The following is a 17,468-nucleotide window of genomic DNA, read 5'->3' on the forward strand; positions in this document are numbered from 1 at the left end:
TTCATTCGACGGGAAAAGCGGTGCGTATCGCATCGCCCCGGGGCACGACCATAGCCCATTGCGCCGGCACGACGGAACCGTCAGGCCGGATCACCTGTCCCATGCCTTCGGGGATAGCGATGCGCGTGGGTTCGGTGGCCTTCACGCCGGACAGCAGTTCGGCAGCCGCGGCGTTGTCGCGCCACTGGCCCTGCGACTGCCCGGTGCCGCGCGCACGGTCGGTGAGCTGCTTGGCGATCTTCGCGCCGGCACCGTGGCGCGAGAAGGCGTGGCCGAACTGCTTGACGCTCTTCCAGTTGATCTTCTGGTCGCCGCAACTCCACCCCCACGGATCGATCCACGACACCGGATTCGGCGCATACAGATGCAGGTTCGCCCCGCCCGCCAGCCCGATCGGATCGGGGCTGATGAAGCGGCCGATGTCGGGATCGTAGAAGCGGAAGGTGTTGTAGTGCAGGCCGGTGTCGCGGTCGAGGTACTGGCCCTGAAAGCGCAGGTTCTGCTCGGCCAGCGATGCGTGTCCCTCGTCGCCATGCGCCGCCGCCCGCAGCACGGGGCGGCCGTCGAGGGTGCTGGCCTCCCAGTGCTCCGACACGGTGGCGCCCCAGGTGCGGTAGCTGGCGCGCCAGCGCAGGGTGCCGTCGGGGCCGCTCAGTTCCTCGGGCAGGCCGGCCTGGTTGGTGTGGAAGTGGCAGATCTCGCAGCGGCTCGCGCGGTCCGCGTCGCCGCCCTCCCCGTTCGATGCCGGCGAGCGCTCCTCGATCCGGGCCATGGGCGCGTGGCCGCCGGGCTCGTAGACGTAGCTCAGCACCTGGGCACCGCGCCGCTCCTCGATGAGCTGCATGCCCTCCCAGATGAAGCGGGTGCTGCCGAAGGCGTCGTGGCGCGCGACGCGGCGGCCCAGGGCGTCGTAGTCGAAGCGGGTGGTCTGGGTGGTGGCGTGCTCGGTGCCAGGGCGGCGCGTGGTGCGCACGGCGACGAGGCGGCTCTCGTCGTCCCATTCGAAATGCTGCTCGGTGTGGCGGCCCGCGCGCTTGCGCACGAGCCGGCCATGGCCGTCGTAGCTGTAGCGCTTGTCCTCGAACACGCGCACGAGGTTGTCGTGCAGCCGGCCGCCGACGGCGCCTTGCGCGGCCTCGTTCGCGAGCGAGGCATCGAGCAGGTTGCCGGCGGGGTCGTAGGCAAAGCGTTCGTGGCTGGCGGCGCCACGCGGCGCCTGCGCGCTCGCGCCCAGGGGCACGCGCACGCTCTCCTCGATGCGGCTGGTGGCGTCGTAGCGGTGGGCGAAGGCGCCCTGCAGCGAATGGCGGCCGCGGCGCAGCTCGCCGACGGGGTCGTAGCCGTAGTCCTTCGCGAGGCCGTCGAGCGCGCCGGCCTCGGGCGTGCCGGCGCGCTCGAGGGCCTGGCGCCAGGCCGGGTCGTTGGGCGTGAAGGCTGCGGCCAGCGACGAGGGGCGGCACCATGCGGCGGCGCGGCGCCCGAGCGGATCGAGCGCGAAGCGGGTCGACAGCGCACCCTGGCTGCGCGCGATCTCGCGGTGCAGTTCGTCGCGCTCGATGTCGCTCACGAGCTGGTGCAGCGCCGGCGCGTCGCCGTGCTGGCGCGAGACGTTGACCTGGTGCAGGTGGCCTGAGCCGTAGTGCAGGTAGTTGAAGGCGCGCACGGTGTCGCGGTCGCCCGCGAGCGCGGGCAGCACGGTGCGCGTGCGGTTGCCGAGCGCGTCGTGCTCGTGCCGCAGCGTGTGTTGCTCGCCGGTGCGCTCGTCGATGGCGGTCTCGCTCGTCAACTGGCCGAGCAGGTCGTAGCCGAAGCGTGTGCGATGCAGCGGCTGCAACGCGATGGCGTCGCCAGTGCCCTTCACCTCGAGCTTCAGCGCCTCCACGAGGCGGTCGCGCAGGTCGTAGCGATAGCGGTAGTGGTGGCTCGCGGTGCGCTTCTCGATCAACCGGCCGACGGCATCGCGAACGAGCTCGGTGCGCAGCGGCTGCGCGCCCTGCGGCGAGGCCTCGCCCTGTGCACCGGCATCGCGCGGCTTCAGGTCGTCGTCGCCGATGCCCGGAAAGTGCGTGATGGCCACGGGCCGGCCATTGGCGTCGTAGGCGATGCGCACGCGCGTGCCGCCCACGCGGCGCTCCTCCACGATGCGGTCGGCGCGGTCGCGCACGAACTCGAAGCGCAGGCCGTTCTCGTTGACCAGCGCCTGCAGCCGCCCCGCGCTGTCGCGCTGCCAGGCGAAGCACCGGCCCTCGGCGTCCTGGCGCCACAGCGGCTCGCCGCGCGCATCGAGCGCGAAGCGGGTGGCGCGGCTCAGCGCATCGGTGGCGCCGACCAGGCGGCCGGCGGCGTCGCGCTCGAAGCCCTGGTGGCTGCCGTCGGGCAGCGACACCCCAAGCAGCCGGCCCATGGCGTCGTGCGTGAGCCGGGTCTGCTGGCCGGCGGCATCGGTCACGGTCTTCAGGTGGCCCCAGCCGTCGTAGTCGTAGCGCGTGGTCTTGCCCGAGCAGTCGATGAAGGCGACGAGCAGCGCGCGCTCGTTCCAGCGCAGGCGGTTGTGGCCGCCGTGCGCATCGGTCACGAGGATGGGCAGGCCGCGCCGGTCGTGGCTGTAGCTGCGGGTCCGGCCCAGCGGATCGGTCTCGCGCACGAGGTTGCCCTCGTCGCTGTAGGCGTAGACGTGGGCGCTGCCGTCGGCCTCGGTTTCGCGCCAGGGCAGGCCGAAGTCGGTCCAGCCGGTGCCGCGGGTGCGGCCCAGTGCGTCGGTGCGGCTGCTGGGGAAGCCCTGCGCGTCGTAGTCGCAGCGCGTGGTGGCGCCGTCGGGCTCGGTGATGGCGACGAGCTGGCGCAGCGCGTTGTAGCGGGCGCGCCAGTACTGGCCCTCGGCATTGGTGTAGCCGAGGATCTGGTGCTCGTCGTTCCACTGCCAGGTGAAGCCACGGCCGAGCTGGTCAATGACGTGGGTCTCGCCGACGGCCACGCCGGGGTCGTCGAGCGGCGGCGCGTCGTCGGGCCGCAGCCGCAGGTAGCGGACCTCGTGGCGCTCGCCGTCGCTGGTCCAGTGGCGCGCCACGCGGGCCTCGGCACCGGTGCCGGTCCATTCGTAGCGGCACTCGCGGCCGGCGGCGTCGGCATGCAGGCACATGAGGCCCTGCGCGTCGTACGCGAAGCGCCGCGCCACCACGCCGTTGCGGTCGGTCACCTCGGCCAGGCGGCCGTGGTCATCGTGGCGGTAGCGCACCAGCAGGCCCGGCGATTCGCCCGGCGCGCCGACGGCAATGCGCACGGCATCGAGCCGCGGGCTCTCGCCCATGTAGTCGAGCGCGAGCAGGCGACCGGTGCCGTCGGTCATCGCGACGAGGCGGCCCCGCGCATCGTGGCGCAGGTCGATGAAGTTGCCGTTGCGGTCTTCCACGCGCGCGAGCTTCAGCAACTGGCCGTTGCGCGCTGCGTCGGCGGGCGCCTCGAACAGGTAGAAGAGCCCGCCCGGCACGTGGATGAAGTAATGGCCGCCCTCGCTGCGGCAGAGGTCCAGCCCCTCGCGCAGGAACAGCTGGCGCGAGCCCGCCTCGAGATCGGGCAGCTCGACCTCGCGCCCCTGCGTGTCGATCAGCACCACCACGGGCTCGCCCGTGGCGCCCCTATCGAGCCGCAGTTGCGAGCCATAGGGCAGGTTCCAGCCCTGCCCCAGCGCGCCGTCGCGCCGCAGGTCGTGGCTGCTGTAGAAACGCTGCCATTCGATGGGCAGCGCGCCCGGCAGGCGGAAGTCGAGCTCGGCCTCGCCGCCGAGGAACTTGCCGCCCGTGGCCGCATGCACCGGGTTGCCGAAGGAGCTCACCAGGCCGTGGATGCCCATGCCCACGCCGATGGCGCCCTCGATCAGGCAGGGCAGCGCCTTGCGGCCCTGGCGCGCGAGCTTCGGCAGGCAGCGCAGGCCCTTGTAGATCATCACGAGGTTGAACACGGTCACGGCGATGCGCGAGATCAGCGGCACCTCGTCGGCCACCTCGCGCACGCGCGCGGTCGGCCCGCCGATGAAGACATTGGGCGAGCCTTCGCTGACCTTGGCGCCGCACTCGGTGTGGTCGTCCTTGCGCGAGGCCACGCCGCGGTTGATGAACACGGTCTCGGCTCCCTCGGCCAGCAGGATCTGCGGCGAGTCGCGCGAGCAGCTCACGGTGTCCATCGGAATGTCGGGCGAGGCGCGCGCCGCGCCCACGGCCTTGCTGTTGACGAACACGTCCGACGAGGCGCTGGTGATGGCGCCGGTCACGGTGAGCGTCTCGGGCACCAGCGCATCGGCGATCGATTCGCCGAGGCTCGCACCCACGTAGCCGCCGGCCATGCGCGCGCCGACCACCACCGCGCCCGCCACCAGCGGCCCCGCGAGCCCGCCGGTGCCGACCACGGCCGCCACGGCCACGCCGGCCGCGAAGCCCACGGCGATGCCGCCGATCAGCCCGCCGGCGAACCTGGCCCAGAAGCGCGCATGCGCGTTGGTGTGGGCGATGGGGTCGTGCAGGCGCGCTGCGGGTTGGCCGGGCATGGTCGATGGCGAGGCACGCAGGCGCGGTGCCGCGTCAGTCCCTGGGCTGGAAGCTCGCGAGCGTGCGCTGCCACAGCGCGAGCTCGTTCTCGCCGAAGGGCTCGGGGCTGCTCGCGGTGAGGATCAGCACCGCGCGGCCGTCGCGCAGCTGAAAGGCAGCCTGCCGCTGGTGCAGCGCCTGGCCGTTCTGCTTGAAGCGGGTGACGATCTCGATGGCGGCCAGGCTGCGCATGGCGGGGCCCACGCCGATGGGGTTGCGCGAGGTCTCCTGCAGCTGGCTCACTTGGCGCTTGAGGTCGTTCATCTGGCGTTCGACGAAGGCGGCCAGGGTCTCCCGCGCGCGCAATGCGTCGCGGCTCACGATGAAGGTGACGCCGCTGCCGTCGGGCATCGCGAGCACGTTCATCGAGCGGTCGATGCGGCCGTCGTCGGGGAGGTCAAAGTGGCCTTCTTGGATGTGATAGCGCATGAGTGTGCGGGCCGCTTCAGCGCGAAGGGCCAGGAATGGGGAAGGTCGACGGAGTCGATGGCGGCCGCAGCTTCTCGCGCAGCTGCACGATGCGCGAATGCAGCACGCCGCGCCGCACCGCGATGGCCGACGACTCGCGGCCCTGCGCGGCCTCGATGTCGGCGAGCACCAGTGTCTGGCCGCTCGAGTCGATGGCGCGCGGCGAGAGGTAGTGGTCGCCAACGAGCTGCAGCGCGCGGTCGATCTGGCGACCGGCGGCGGACCAGTCCTGCCGCGCGATGGCTTCGTCGGCGGCGCGCAGCAGGGCTTCGGCCTCGATGGCAAGGGTTTCGTCGTTGGGCATGGGGTGGTCGCTCGCTGCATTCATGCGTGTCAGGGCCACACGCGGTTGAGCACGCCGCCGTTGCCTTGGTAGTAGGCCAGATTCAGCTTCTCGGCCGTCTCGCGCGCGGCGATGCGCGTCGCGGTGGGATAGCTCATGGGGCTGGCCGAGGGCTGGTTCACCAGTTCGTTGATCCGCGCGTTCTGTGCCTTGTTGAGCAGGTCGCTGTTGATGTTGGCGGGCGTCTGGGCGGTGCGCATGTACATGAACTGGTCGGCGCCGCTCTGGGCCACGATCACGTTCTGCTGCGTGTTGATCAGGTAGCCCGCGTCGCCGCCGCTCAGCGAGACGCCGGTGTAGACGGTGTTGTTGGCGATCTGGGGATGCGAATGGAAGACGCCCAGCACCTCTTGGTTGCGCGACACGTCGAGGTCGGGCGCTGCGTGCGCGGACGTGCCCGACACCGGATTGGCGAGCGAGAGCTCGCCCTTCCCGTTCGCCACCAGCGTGTTGGCTTGCTCGGTCGGCACGCCGTTGGGAAAGCTCTTGTTCCAGCGGTGGGTGAAGTCGCCGTTGAGCTCGCCGAGGTTCACCTGCGCGGGCGACATGCTCGGCGAGTTCGGCACCGCGAGGGTGGCGGCGGTGGCCGGCGGTTCCTCGGCCACTGCCGGCGCGAAGGCCGGCTTCGCGACCTTGGTGCCGGGTGGCGGTGCCGCCGGCGCGGCGGCGCCCGGCACGGCCGGCGCGGAGACGGTTTCTTCCTCCGATTCGGGCGGCGCCGCACCCACCGGCGCCTCGCAGTTCAGAAAGATCTTCCCGCCCCGCTGATCCAGATCCTCCGTGAAGTTCACCAGCCCCTTCACGCCGCTGATGCGGATCGTCCCGTCCTCGAGCAGCACGATCGACGACTTGCCGCAGATCAGCGAGATGCTGGTCTTGCCCATCACGAACACGTCCTGGTCCACCGCCTGCACCAGCACCGACTTGCGGCCCACGAGGTTGGCGTTGCTCTCGGTCGAGGTCACAGAGGCATCGGTCTTGGCGACGAGGTTGATCGCGCCCTCGCTCGCATGCGAGACGATGTCGCCGCCCGAGACCACGTTGACCTGCCCGCCCTTGGCCACCTGCGTCAGCATGCCGCCCGCCACCAGCTGCGTGAGCTGGGCGCCGGTGGTGAGCGTCATGGCCGACTGCGAGCGCATCGACACGCTCTGGCCCGAGCTCACGACGATGGGCTTGGGGCTGATCATGGTCTGGCCCTCGGGGCTCACGATCGAGACCACGGGCTTGTCGATCCTGCGCGAGAGGTCGAGCATGCGCTGCGCATCGGCCATGGCGGGGTCGGCATCGCCCGAGACGCCGGCCTCGTCGGAGGCATCGCCCCCCGTCAGCGCGCTCACCGCCTGCGCCGCGCCGGCCAGCGACTGCACGCCCTGCGCCAGCCCCATGAGCTGCTGGCCCTTGCCCTTGGCCATGGCGCCGACCAGCGCCTTGGTGGCGGCGATGGCCTGCCCGGCCGACTGCATCAGCGCGCCGCTCTGCGCGAGCGCGGCGCCCATGTGTTCGTGGCCGTCGGGGTTGTCGCGCGACACGCGCTGCGTGAAGTCCTGCGTGTAGGTGGTCAGCAGCAGGCCCTTGTCGGCGCGGATCGAACCCCACTCGTTGGTGCGCAGCTCGAAGCCGTAGCTGCGCTGCACCTCCGAGCCCTGGTTCATCAGGTAGCCCATGTGCAGGTGGGTGGCGCCGTGGTCGGTCGAGAGCTCGATGTGCTCGCTGCCGCGCTTGTCCTCGAAGCGCAGCATGTGCTTGCCGCCACCGCCCTTGCTCCAGTGGGTCTGGATGCCCGACTGCGTCTTGTGGCGCGGCAGCTCCCAGGCCGGCATCTGCGCGGCGTTGTAGACGCAGCCCGTGACGATCGGATGGTTGGGATCGCCGTTGAGGAAGTCGACGATCACCTCCTGGCCGATGCGCGGGATCTGCATGCTGCCGTAGCCACCGCCGGCCCAGGTCTGCGAAACGCGGATCCAGCACGAGGCGTTCTCGTCGCGCTGGCCGTAGCGGTCCCAGTGGAACTGCACCTTGATGCGGCCGTACTCGTCGGTGTGGACCTCCTCGCCCGCGGGGCCCACCACCACGGCGGTCTGCGGGCCGGTGGTGCGCGGGCGCGGCGTGAGGCGCGGCACGCGGTACAGGGCGCTGTCGGGCACCACCGCGAAGGCCTGGCGGTAGCTGGTGCTGCTGGTCGATTCGCCGTAGGCGGCACCGGCGGCGGCCACGCGCAGCGCGTTCTCCTGGAAGTCGTGGCTCGCGGCCTCGATCAGATAGCGGCGGTTGTCCTCGGCGTTCGGATGGCGCGCGAGGTCGAACAGGTAGCCGGGCGCGATGTGGCGCAGGTTGCCTTCGGCCTCGATCGATTCGCGCCGGCCGGTCTGCTGCTCGAGCCGCAGCCGCGCGTAGTTCTCGCCGTCGCCCAGTTCGGTGTAGCCGCCGGGCCAGTCGTAGATCTCGTAGCTGTCGCGGCTGTGGCCCGCGGGCTGGCGGCGCAGCGTGTCGATCTCGGCGTGGGGCTTCCTGAAGTCGTAGTCGTCGGTCGCGAAATGGCCCGAGGCGATGTCCTCGGCGTGATGCCAGCTGTCGATGAAGTCCTGCTCGAGGATCTGCGCCGCGAGCACGCCCGCGTGGTACGGCACCTTCACCGGACCGGCGGGCAGCGGCGCATGCGAGCCCGGGCCGTCGCACAGCACGAGCTGGTGGCTGCCCCTCGCATGCGCGAAGAAGTAGTAGATGCCCTCGGACTCCATGAGCCGGCTCACGAAATCGAAGTCGGTCTCGCCGTACTGCACGCAGTAGTCCCAGCTGCGGTAGCTGCCGCTCAGCCGCGCATCGATGCCGAAGCCGTAAGGCGCGAGCACCTCCTGCACGATGTCGGGCACGGTCTTGAACTGGAAGATCTTGAAGTCCGAGCGCCGCGTGGAATACCAGAGCCAGGGGCGCAGCTGGGCTTCGTAGACATGCATGTCGCCGTCGTCCTTGCCCACGCGCGCGAAGCGCGTGACCTGCCCGCTGATGAAGCGCTGGCCCGCGCCGCCGAGCTCGGTCGCGAGGTTGACCTCGATCGTCATGTCCTCGCCGAGCATCTGCCTGGCCGAGATGCCGGGCAGCTCGCTGACCAGCCGCACGCGCGATTCGAACAGCGTGGAGATGCGCTCCTGCCCCGTCATCGAACGGAACTTGAGGCGCTCGCCCAGCGCGCTGTGGGCGATGAAGCTGCGGGTCATGGGGCCGGGGACTCAGCGACGAAGCGGATGCAACGCACGGGCGCGCACGAGCCGGCGCGCATCGCACGCCGGCCTGCACACGCGGTGCTCAGGCTTCCCTGTTTTCCTTGATGTTCCAGCCGAGCTGGGTTTCGGCGCCCTTGCCGCCCTTGTCGGTCTGTTCCCAGTACTGCTGCTTGACCTTGGCAGCCTGGAACGCGTACTGCACGAACACTGCGTCGCTGCCCTGCTCGGCCGTGTACTGCACCGAGGTGACCAGCACCTCCTCGAGCGTCACGCGCGTGTATTCGATCTGCGAGCCGCCGGCCTTGCAGACCGACACTTCGATCTTGCCCAGGTGCTTGCCGCTGGCGCAGTTCTTCAGCACGGCCGGTGCCGCCTTGTCGATGCGCGCGAGCACCTGCAGGTCGTTGAAGCTGGCCTTGCCCACGCCACCGCCGCCACCGCTGACCATGTTGCCGGGCTGGGTCGCGCCCCATGCGAAGGACTTGATGTCCGTCCAGTCCTTGTGGTTCGCGTCCTTCGATTCGCCATTCGCGCCTTCGACGCGCATGAACATGTCTACCGCCATGAGCTGCTCCCGTGTTGCGTTGAAACCGCCTGGAAGGTAGGTGATGCGCGATGGGCTCGCCAGTGCAGAAGGTCACGGCGAAAAAAGCACTACGCGCCCGGAACCTTAGGAACAATCGGTTCTTTCAAGGGCTCTGGGCGCGAAGGCCGAAACAAGGCGACACAAAAAAGCCCGTCATCTCACGATGACGGGCCTGCGTTGGCGCACGCTAGGTGCCGGCTCGTTCCGCTTCCGCGAGCCATCGCGCGACGAGCGTCGGCACCTGCTCGGTCGCCCTGCCGCGCATGAAGGCGAAGCCGCGCGGCACCTCCTCCATCTCGAGCGACACCAGCACCTTCTCGGCACTCGCGTGCGCGTACCGCGCGAGCGAGGCGGCCGGCTGCACCGCGAGCGAGGTGCCCACCACCAGCACGCGCGCGGCGGTGGTGACGTGCATCAGCGCCTCGTCGAAGTGCTGCACCGATTCGCCGAACCACACGATGTCGGGCCGCAGCTGCGTGCCGTCTTCGCACAGCTGGCCCATCTCGATCGCCGCGCCGTCGATGCGGTAGCGATGACGCCGCTCCGAGGTGCCGCGCGCATAGGCGAGCTCGCCGTGGATGTGCAGCACCTGCGTGGAGCCGGCGCGCTCGTGCAGCGCATCGACGTTCTGCGTGACGATGACCACCTCGTAGGCCGGCTCGAGCGAGGCGATGGCCGCGTGCGCCGCATTGGGCTGAGCCGCCCAGGCCTTCTGGCGGCGCTCGTTGTAGAAGGCCTGCACGGTCTGGGGATGGCGCTGCCAGCCCTCGGGACTCGCGAGCTCCTGCCACGGATGGTTGTTCCACAGGCCCTTGGCATCGCGGAAGGTGGGCAGGCCGCTTTCGGCGCTCACGCCCGAGCCCGAGAGCACGACGATCTTGCGGGGTTGAACGGTGGTTGTCATGAAGAGGACTCCGAAGGGAACAAGAAACCCGGGGCGGCGTCGAACGCACACCCCGACCGACCCCGCCATGCGGGATTCTTTCGAGCGGCGACCGAGCGCCGCGAGAATGCCAGAAGGCCGCCGCGGCCCTTCACGCGACCGCGCGCACGCATCCGACCACGAGCCATGAACAGCACCACCACCTCCAACCGACCGCTGCAGCGCTTCTACCTTCTCGCCGTCGCCCTCGTGGTGTTTCTGGGCTGCTGGGTCGCGCCGATCGACACGCCCGCGCGCGCGCAGGTCGAGGACGGACTCAAGCGCGCCCTGACCACCTTCGCCGCGGCACGCGCACTTGGCGCGGTGGTGTCGGTGGCACAGGGCACGCAGGTCGACGCCACGCCCGGCGGCATCGGCGTGAGCCTTGCGCCGGGCCAGGCGCTCAAGCCGCTCAACGAACTGATCGAACAGTTCGCGGCCATCATGCTGGCGGCCAGCGTGTCCTTCGGCATCCAGCTCGTGCTGCTGAAGATCGGCGCGCATGCTTACATGTCGGTGCTGGTCTGCGCGGTGGCGCTGGCATGGATTGCCTGGCGCTGGCACAGCGGCCGTTCGCCGCGCTGGCTGCAGTCGCTGCTGATCGGGCTGCTGCTGGTGCGCTTCGCGGTGCCGCTGTCGGCCATGGCCAACGAGGGGCTGTACCGCGTCTTCATGGCCGACGAGTACCAGTCGGCGCTCGCGCTGATCGAGAAGTCGCCGGCCGCCGTGGTCGACACCGCGCAGGAGGCGCAGCCGAATGCGCAGGAGGGCTGGAAGGAACGCATCGAGCGCTGGCTGCCGAAGCTGCCGAACCTCAAGGCCACCTACGACCAGATCATCCGCTCGGCCTCGGACTGGGCCGAGCGCATCGTGAAGCTGATCGCGCTGTTCGCGCTGCAGACCGTGGTGCTGCCGATCGCGCTGCTGTGGATGGCGTGGCGGGTGGCACGGGCGCTGGTGCGCGAGCCGGTCTATCGCGTGGCGGGTTGACCGCCCGCTAGTCCACGAGGCCCATCAAGACCGCACGGACCACCGCGGCGGTCTTGTTGGGCGTGCCGAACTTCGTGATGACGTTCTTCACGTGGAAGTTCACGGTGTCGAAGGCGATGTGGAGGATGTCCGAGATCTCCCGAGAGGACTTGCCGTCGGCCAGCCACTTGAGGATCTCGATCTCGCGCTTGGTCAGAAAAACCTCGGGCCCTCTTTCGCTGCGCGACGAGAGCATGCGCGACAGCACATGGTGCGAGGCGCAGACCAGGTAGCGCATGCGCAGTTCCTTGGCCTGCAACTCGCTGCCGGTGATCGGCTCGCCCGCGCGCGCAAGGCTCAGCATGCCCACCACGCCGCTGGCATCGAAGTTCGATTGCGCCCAGCCCACGGCCAGCCCGAAGGAACGCGCGCCCTCCCACAACTCCGGCGCACCGGCAAACACCTCGTCCCTCCAGATCAGCGGATTCTGCGATCGGCGGCCATGCGACACGGTGGGATCGATCGCCAGATAGCCAGCGGCTTCGTACTGTTCGCGCCACCCTGCCGGATAGTTGCTGATCAGCAGGAATCGGGGTTTTGCAATTGGCAATGGCCATCGCAGGCCATACGCGCAATGGTCGAACCCCAGGTCTCTTGCCGCCGCGAGGATTTGCGTGAATGCGGCGTCCTTGTCGCGCGCCCGCAGCAATTCCTCCGAATGCTCTTCAATCCATGCATCCATAGTGGTGCTCTTTTTTTAGCCGTTTCCCAACGAGATCGAATTTCCAAATCTTCGTCTTTCGGTTTGTCCGGTGCCATGGGAGGAGCGCCAAAAGAGAATCGTTTGCAACTTAGTTGTCTATTTCGCGGAGCAAGAGCGGGCGAGACGTGGTTTTTTCTCCAACGAGGAAAACTTCCAGTCAGCCTCGACGCTTCTCTCCCGAAGCCAGAGGCCCTGTGTCGGTCGAAGCTCGCACCAGAACAGAGCACTACGAAATGATTGCAACCCAAATAGAAATACTTGTTTTCTGATAATTTCTCAAAAATGAATTGAGCTTTCGGGGTTTTTATCCCAGTGCCTCACGAACACTTTCGACTCAATTCCCGTTTGAACCTGATTCATTCGTCACGAATTACGCCCCCGTTACCCTCATTGGTCGAAAACCACTAATTTTGGTAGTTACGCCTAATTTCCCCCCAAGTTGGAATTGCACAACTTTTTGCGGGGAGCGGGCATCGTGGAAATTCTGACTGGAAAGCCGGGCGCACTCGCGCCCGACGTCATGGTGGCTATTGCGAGATATCGCCACCGGGTCTTTGTCGAAAAACTGGGCTGGAAGCTCAGCGCTCGGGATGGCTTGGAACTCGACCAGTTCGACCATGCCGAGACCCTCTATGTCGCGGCTCGCGGCGCTTCGGGCGAGATCGTGGGCACGGCACGCCTGCTGCCGACCGAGCATCCCTACCTCCTGGGCGAGGTCTTTCCCCAACTGATGGGCGGCGCCCAGCCTCCGCGCGACCCGCTGGTCTGGGAGCTCTCGCGCTTCGCGGCCACCGATTTCCTCGCGCGCGACGGCGACGCGCTCTCGCAGTTCGCTTCCGCGATCGTCATCGACTTGCTCGAAGCGGTACTGGCCGAAGCCGCGCGGCACGGCATCCGGCGGCTGATCACCGTGTCGCCGCTGGGCATCGAGCGCCTGCTTCGCCGCTACGGCTTCCAGGCACAGCGCGCCGCACCGCCACAGATCGTCGATGGCCGGTCGGTCTTCGCCTGCTGGATCGAAGTGGGTGCCAGGCCTCGGCGCATGTCGACCACCGGGCCATGCGAACACCCGGAACTCATCGCCAGGCGCACACGCGACATCCGCCCCAAGGCGCAGCCATCCGCTGCGCATCTGCCGCGACCTCGCCTGGCCGCCGTGCCATAGCCGCCGTGCAACGGCCACACGCTGAGCGTCGTGCGCGCAGCGTGAATTCCAGGAGCGATCGCCAGGAAGGCTGGGCGCTTCACATCATCAAGAAAAGCTTCGTGCGCGAGGTGGGAGTGGATTCATGAACAAGTCATATCGGTCGCTTTGGAATGAGGCGTTGGGGGCGTGGGTTGCGGTGTCGGAGATTTCGTCGGCGCGCGGCAAGCGCGGCAGCGCCGCGACGGCCTCGGCGTTCCATCTGCTGGCGGTGCCGGCCGCGGTGTTCGCGTTGCTGCACGGATGGCCAAGTCCCGCGCCCGCCAACGTCATCACCTCCATATACAGCACTGGCTGCGAAACGACCGCCAACGGCACCATAGGCCGAGTGAATCCGGGTGGGACCCAGGACGGGCCGGCGCGCGGAGGTCCGGCGACGGACGGTTCGGGCACTTACTCGCTCGTTGCCGGCTGCATGGCTTCGGGGAGCGGCGTTCCTGCGGTGACTGCCTACGGGGCGTTCGCGCAAGTCACGGGCAAGGGAGGCTCGGCATTCGGTTTCCTCAGCAAAGCCGGACAGTGGAGCACGGCCTTCGGGCTCGAATCGAGCGCAACCGGCATCTCGAGCATCGCGATGGGCTATGGCAGCAACGCGGCCGCGAAGAATGCCGTCGCGATCGGCGGATCGGCTAGCAAGGATGCGTTGTCACTGTCCGTGGCGGATTCGACGACCGCATCCGGCGACGGCGCCGTGGCAATTGGCAGCAACGCAACCAAGGGCGCGCAGGCCACTGCCGCGGATGCCATTGCCATCGGCGGCCAGGCCATCGCGTCGGCGGCCTCGGGCGTCGCGATCGGGCGCGGTGCCAGCGCGGTCTATAACGACAGCGTGGCGCTGGGCTCGTCGAGCAGGACTGCCAGTTCCTTGGACGCGCTGCAGGGCGTCGCCGCCTATCGGCCCTTTGCCGCGGCGAACATCGCCGGCGTCACGCCCATAGGGGAGGTCTCGGTGGGAGCGCCCGGCAGCGAACGGCGCATCACGCATGTGGCGGCCGGCGGAGACGCGACGGATGCCGTCAACGTGAGCCAGCTTTCCACGGCGACGTTTTCGCTTTCGGCCGGTGTGAGTTTGCTTTCGACGTCCATGTCGACGGGCCTGAGCACAGCGACGAGCAGCATCGGTAGCTTGTCAACGTCTGCTTCGACGGGACTCAGTACCGCGACCAGCCATATCACGAGCCTGTCCAGCGGGCTGAGCACGACCCATAGTGCCGTCGGCAGTCTTTCGACCTCGAGCTCCACGGGCCTGAGTACCGCGACGAGCAGCATCGAAAGCCTGTCGACCTCCTCTTCGACGGGTCTCAGTACCGCGACCAGCAATATCGCGAGCCTGTCCAGCGGGCTGAGTACTGCCCATAGCGCCGTCGACAGTCTCTCGACCTCGACCTCTACAGGCCTGAGCACCGCAACGAGCGGCATCGCAAGCCTGTCGACGTCCACCTCGACGGGCCTCAGCACCGCGACCAGCAATATCGTGAGCCTGTCGAGCGGGCTGAGTACTGCCCATAGCGCCGTCGGCAGTCTCTCAACCTCGACCTCTACAGGCTTGAGCACCACGACGAGCAGCGTCGCAAGCCTGTCGACGTCCACCTCGACGGGCCTCAGTACGGCGACCAGCAACATCGCGAGCCTGTCCAGCGGGCTGAGTACGACCCACAGCGCCGTCGGCAGTCTCTCGACCTCGACCTCTACAGGCTTGAGCACCGCAACGAGCAGCATCGCAAGCCTGTCGACCTCTTCTTCGACGGGACTCAGTACGGCGACCAGCAATATCACGAGCCTGTCCAGTGGGCTGAGTACGACCCACAGCGCCGTCGGTAGTCTCTCGACCTCGACCTCGTCCGGCCTCAGCACAGCGATGAGCGGCATCGGCAGCCTGTCCACCAGCCTGAGCAGTACCAACAGCAGCGTCAGCAGCCTGAGCGCATCGGTCGACAACATCTACAACACCGGCACCAAGTACTTTCACGCCAACAGCACCGATCCCGACAGCCAGGCCATCGGCGCCGACAGCATCGCCATCGGGCCCAACGCGGTTTCGCGCGGCGACGACAGTGTGGCGATCGGCAACCGGTCCCACGCCATGAACCCGGGCGACGTCGCGCTGGGCGCAGGCTCCATGACCGCTGCCTCCCATCCGACGAGCGGCATGACCATTGGCGGCAGGTACTACGGCTTCAAGGGAGTCGCACCGGCCAGCGTGGTGTCGGTGGGCGCGCCGGACGCCGAGCGCCAGATCATCAACGTCGCAGCCGGGCGCGTGACTGCCGAGAGCACGGACGCCATCAATGGCTCACAGTTCTTCGCCGCAACGAGCAGCATCGACAGCCTGTCCACGTCGACCTCCACGGGTCTGAGCACCGCCACCAGCTCCATCAGCAGTCTGTCGATCGGCCTGAGCACCGCCAACAGCAGCATCGGGAGCCTGTCGACATCCACATCGACCGGCTTGAGCACTGTCACCAGCAACGTCAATAGCCTCTCGACGTCTACATCGACCGGCCTGAGCACCGTCACCAGCAACATCAACAGCCTCTCGACATCCACATCGACCGGCCTGAGCACCGTCACCAGCAACATCAACAGCCTCTCGACATCCACGTCGACTGGTTTGAGTAAAGCAACCAGCAGTATCAACAGCCTGTCGACCTCGACATCCACTGGTTTGAGTACTGCGACGAGCAGCATCGACAGCCTCTCCACGTCGACCTCCACGGGTCTGAGCACCGCTACCAGTTCCATCAGCAGTCTGTCGATCGGCCTGAGCACCGTCAGCAGCGGCATCGGCAGCCTCTCGGTCGGCCTGAGCACAGCCAACAGCAGCATCGGAAGCCTGTCGACATCTACATCGACCGGCTTGAGCACTGTCACCAGCAGCATCAACAGCCTCTCGACATCCACATCCACCGGCCTGAGCACCGTCACCAGCAACGTCAACAGCCTCTCGACGTCCACATCGACCGGCCTGAGCACCGTCACCAGCAACGTCAACAGCCTCTCGACGTCCACATCGACCGGCCTGAGCACCGTCACCAGCAACGTCAACAGCCTCTCGACGTCCACATCGACCGGCCTGAGTACCGTCACCAGCAACATCAACAGCCTCTCGACATCCACATCGACCGGCCTGAGCACCGTCACCAGCAACGTCAACAGCCTCTCGACATCCACATCGACCGGCCTGAGCACCGCCACCAGCAGCATCGCGAGCCTGTCGACCGGACTGAGCACGACGAACAGCAATCTCAACAGCCTGTCGACGAGCGTCGGCACTTCGGTCAGCGGCATCGGCAGCCTGTCGACGGGGCTCAGCACGGCCAACAGCAACATCACCCACATCTACAACACCGGCACGAAGTACTTCCACGCCAACTCGGCCGCTGACGATTCCCAGGCCATCGGCCAGGAGTCGGTAGCGATCGGGCCGCGGTCGATCGCGAAGGGCGACAACGCCTTCGCGGCGGGCAACGGCGCGAAGGCCATGGCCGAGGGCGCGGTGGCGATCGGCTTTGGTGCGCAGGCCACGGGCAGGAACGCGGTGGCGATCGGTACCGACACCCAGGCCGGCGACGGCGGCGTGGCCATGGGCCAGGGCGCGCAAGCCGGATCCCAAGGCACGGCCATCGGCTTCGGCGCGGTGGTGCGGCAGTCCGGCGGCGTGGCGCTGGGTGCGGGCTCGGTCGCCTCCACCGCGGCGGGCGTGGCCGGCTATGTGCCACCGAGCGCCACGCCCGAACAGGCGGCGGCAATCCGGGCCACCACGAGCACGCAGGCGGCGGTCTCGGTCGGCGACGCAGCCAGGGGCCAGTTCCGCCAGATCACCGGCGTGGCCGCGGGCACGGCCGACAGCGACGCCACCAACGTGGCGCAGCTCAAGGCCACGGCCCATGCAGTGAAGGCCGGCAGCGTGCAATACGCGACCCACCCCGACGGCTCGGTCAACTACAACGAGATCACGCTGGGTGGCGGCCAGGCGCCGGGTGGCACGCGCATCGGCAACGTGGCGCCGGGCGTGCTGCCGGGCGATGCGGTGAACCTGCAGCAGCTCTCGCAGGTACAGAACCAGGTGACCGAGACCGCGGGAATCGCCTACAGCGGCGTGGCCATCGCGAGTGCGATGAGCAGCCTGCCGCAGGCCATGACGCCCGGCAAGAACCTGATGTCGCTGGGCGTGGGCTCCTACTCGGGCTACGGTGCGCTGGCCTTCGGCTACTCGTACCGCACCAAGGACGGCAACTGGGTCTACAAGGTCAATGGCGGCTTCAGCGGCAAGAAGACCAGCCTGGGCGTGGGCGTGGGGTACGAGTGGTGATGCGCGCCCGCCGCAAGATGGCTCCCCGAACACGGTTCGAACGTGTGACCTGCGCATTAACAGTGCGCCGCATCTACCAGCTGAGCTACCGGGGAAA

General features: G+C 68.2%; 10 protein-coding genes, 1 tRNA gene and 1 pseudogene. 4 read left to right on the top strand and 8 right to left on the bottom strand.

Features of this window, described 5'->3' with window-relative positions:
* Position 1: 1 nt before the first annotated feature.
* From AC07RM_RS34095 to AC07RM_RS34120, 6 genes are all read right to left on the bottom strand, one after another.
* A complete protein-coding gene (locus tag AC07RM_RS34095; RefSeq protein WP_495337297.1) occupies positions 2-4,540 on the bottom strand; it encodes an RHS repeat-associated core domain-containing protein in 4,539 nt (1,512 codons plus the stop codon).
* A gap of 34 nt (positions 4,541-4,574) precedes the next feature.
* The gene (locus AC07RM_RS34100) at positions 4,575-5,009 is read right to left on the bottom strand and encodes a DcrB-related protein (protein ID WP_495337298.1); all 435 of its coding nucleotides are present in this window, start codon (positions 5,007-5,009) and stop codon (positions 4,575-4,577) included.
* 16 nt (positions 5,010-5,025) lie between these two features.
* Positions 5,026-5,352 (bottom strand): hypothetical protein, encoded by a 327-nt coding sequence (locus AC07RM_RS34105; RefSeq protein WP_495337299.1) that lies wholly within the window; start codon positions 5,350-5,352, stop codon positions 5,026-5,028.
* Positions 5,353-5,381: 29 nt separating this feature from the next.
* A complete protein-coding gene (locus AC07RM_RS34110; RefSeq protein WP_495337300.1) occupies positions 5,382-8,609 on the bottom strand; it encodes a type VI secretion system Vgr family protein in 3,228 nt (1,075 codons plus the stop codon).
* A gap of 88 nt (positions 8,610-8,697) precedes the next feature.
* Positions 8,698-9,180: an Hcp family type VI secretion system effector gene (locus tag AC07RM_RS34115; RefSeq protein WP_057597029.1), complete on the bottom strand. Its 483-nt coding sequence runs from the start codon at positions 9,178-9,180 to the stop codon at positions 8,698-8,700.
* Positions 9,181-9,388: 208 nt separating this feature from the next.
* Complete coding sequence (locus AC07RM_RS34120; RefSeq protein ID WP_495337301.1) at positions 9,389-10,105, bottom strand: SIR2 family NAD-dependent protein deacylase; 717 nt, start codon at positions 10,103-10,105, stop codon at positions 9,389-9,391.
* 165 nt (positions 10,106-10,270) lie between these two features.
* On the opposite strand from AC07RM_RS34120, the gene AC07RM_RS34125 reads away from it, so the two are divergent.
* Positions 10,271-11,113 (top strand): hypothetical protein, encoded by an 843-nt coding sequence (locus AC07RM_RS34125; RefSeq protein ID WP_495337302.1) that lies wholly within the window; start codon positions 10,271-10,273, stop codon positions 11,111-11,113.
* A 7-nt stretch (positions 11,114-11,120) separates the two neighbouring features.
* Here AC07RM_RS34125 and AC07RM_RS34130 read toward each other — a convergent pair whose 3' ends face one another.
* Positions 11,121-11,834, bottom strand: coding sequence for an autoinducer binding domain-containing protein (locus tag AC07RM_RS34130; RefSeq protein WP_495337303.1), 714 nt, complete (start codon positions 11,832-11,834; stop codon positions 11,121-11,123).
* A 496-nt stretch (positions 11,835-12,330) separates the two neighbouring features.
* Here AC07RM_RS34130 and AC07RM_RS34135 point away from each other — a divergent pair, with 496 nt between their 5' ends.
* The 3 genes and pseudogenes from AC07RM_RS34135 to AC07RM_RS34145 all read left to right on the top strand — a co-directional run bounded on the left by AC07RM_RS34135 (position 12,331) and on the right by AC07RM_RS34145 (position 17,371).
* On the top strand, positions 12,331-13,020 hold the full coding sequence (locus AC07RM_RS34135) for an acyl-homoserine-lactone synthase (RefSeq protein WP_495337304.1): 690 nt from the start codon (positions 12,331-12,333) through the stop codon (positions 13,018-13,020).
* A gap of 124 nt (positions 13,021-13,144) precedes the next feature.
* Positions 13,145-15,367: pseudogene (locus AC07RM_RS34140) on the top strand (ESPR-type extended signal peptide-containing protein); the annotation flags it as partial.
* A 549-nt stretch (positions 15,368-15,916) separates the two neighbouring features.
* Positions 15,917-17,371: a YadA family autotransporter adhesin gene (locus AC07RM_RS34145; RefSeq protein ID WP_495337346.1), complete on the top strand. Its 1,455-nt coding sequence runs from the start codon at positions 15,917-15,919 to the stop codon at positions 17,369-17,371.
* An 18-nt stretch (positions 17,372-17,389) separates the two neighbouring features.
* On the opposite strand, the gene AC07RM_RS34150 is transcribed toward AC07RM_RS34145, so the two are convergent.
* Positions 17,390-17,466, bottom strand: a tRNA-Asn gene (locus AC07RM_RS34150).
* Positions 17,467-17,468: the final 2 nt, after the last annotated feature.

This window comes from Variovorax sp. GW821-FHT09B05 (assembly GCF_059418265.1).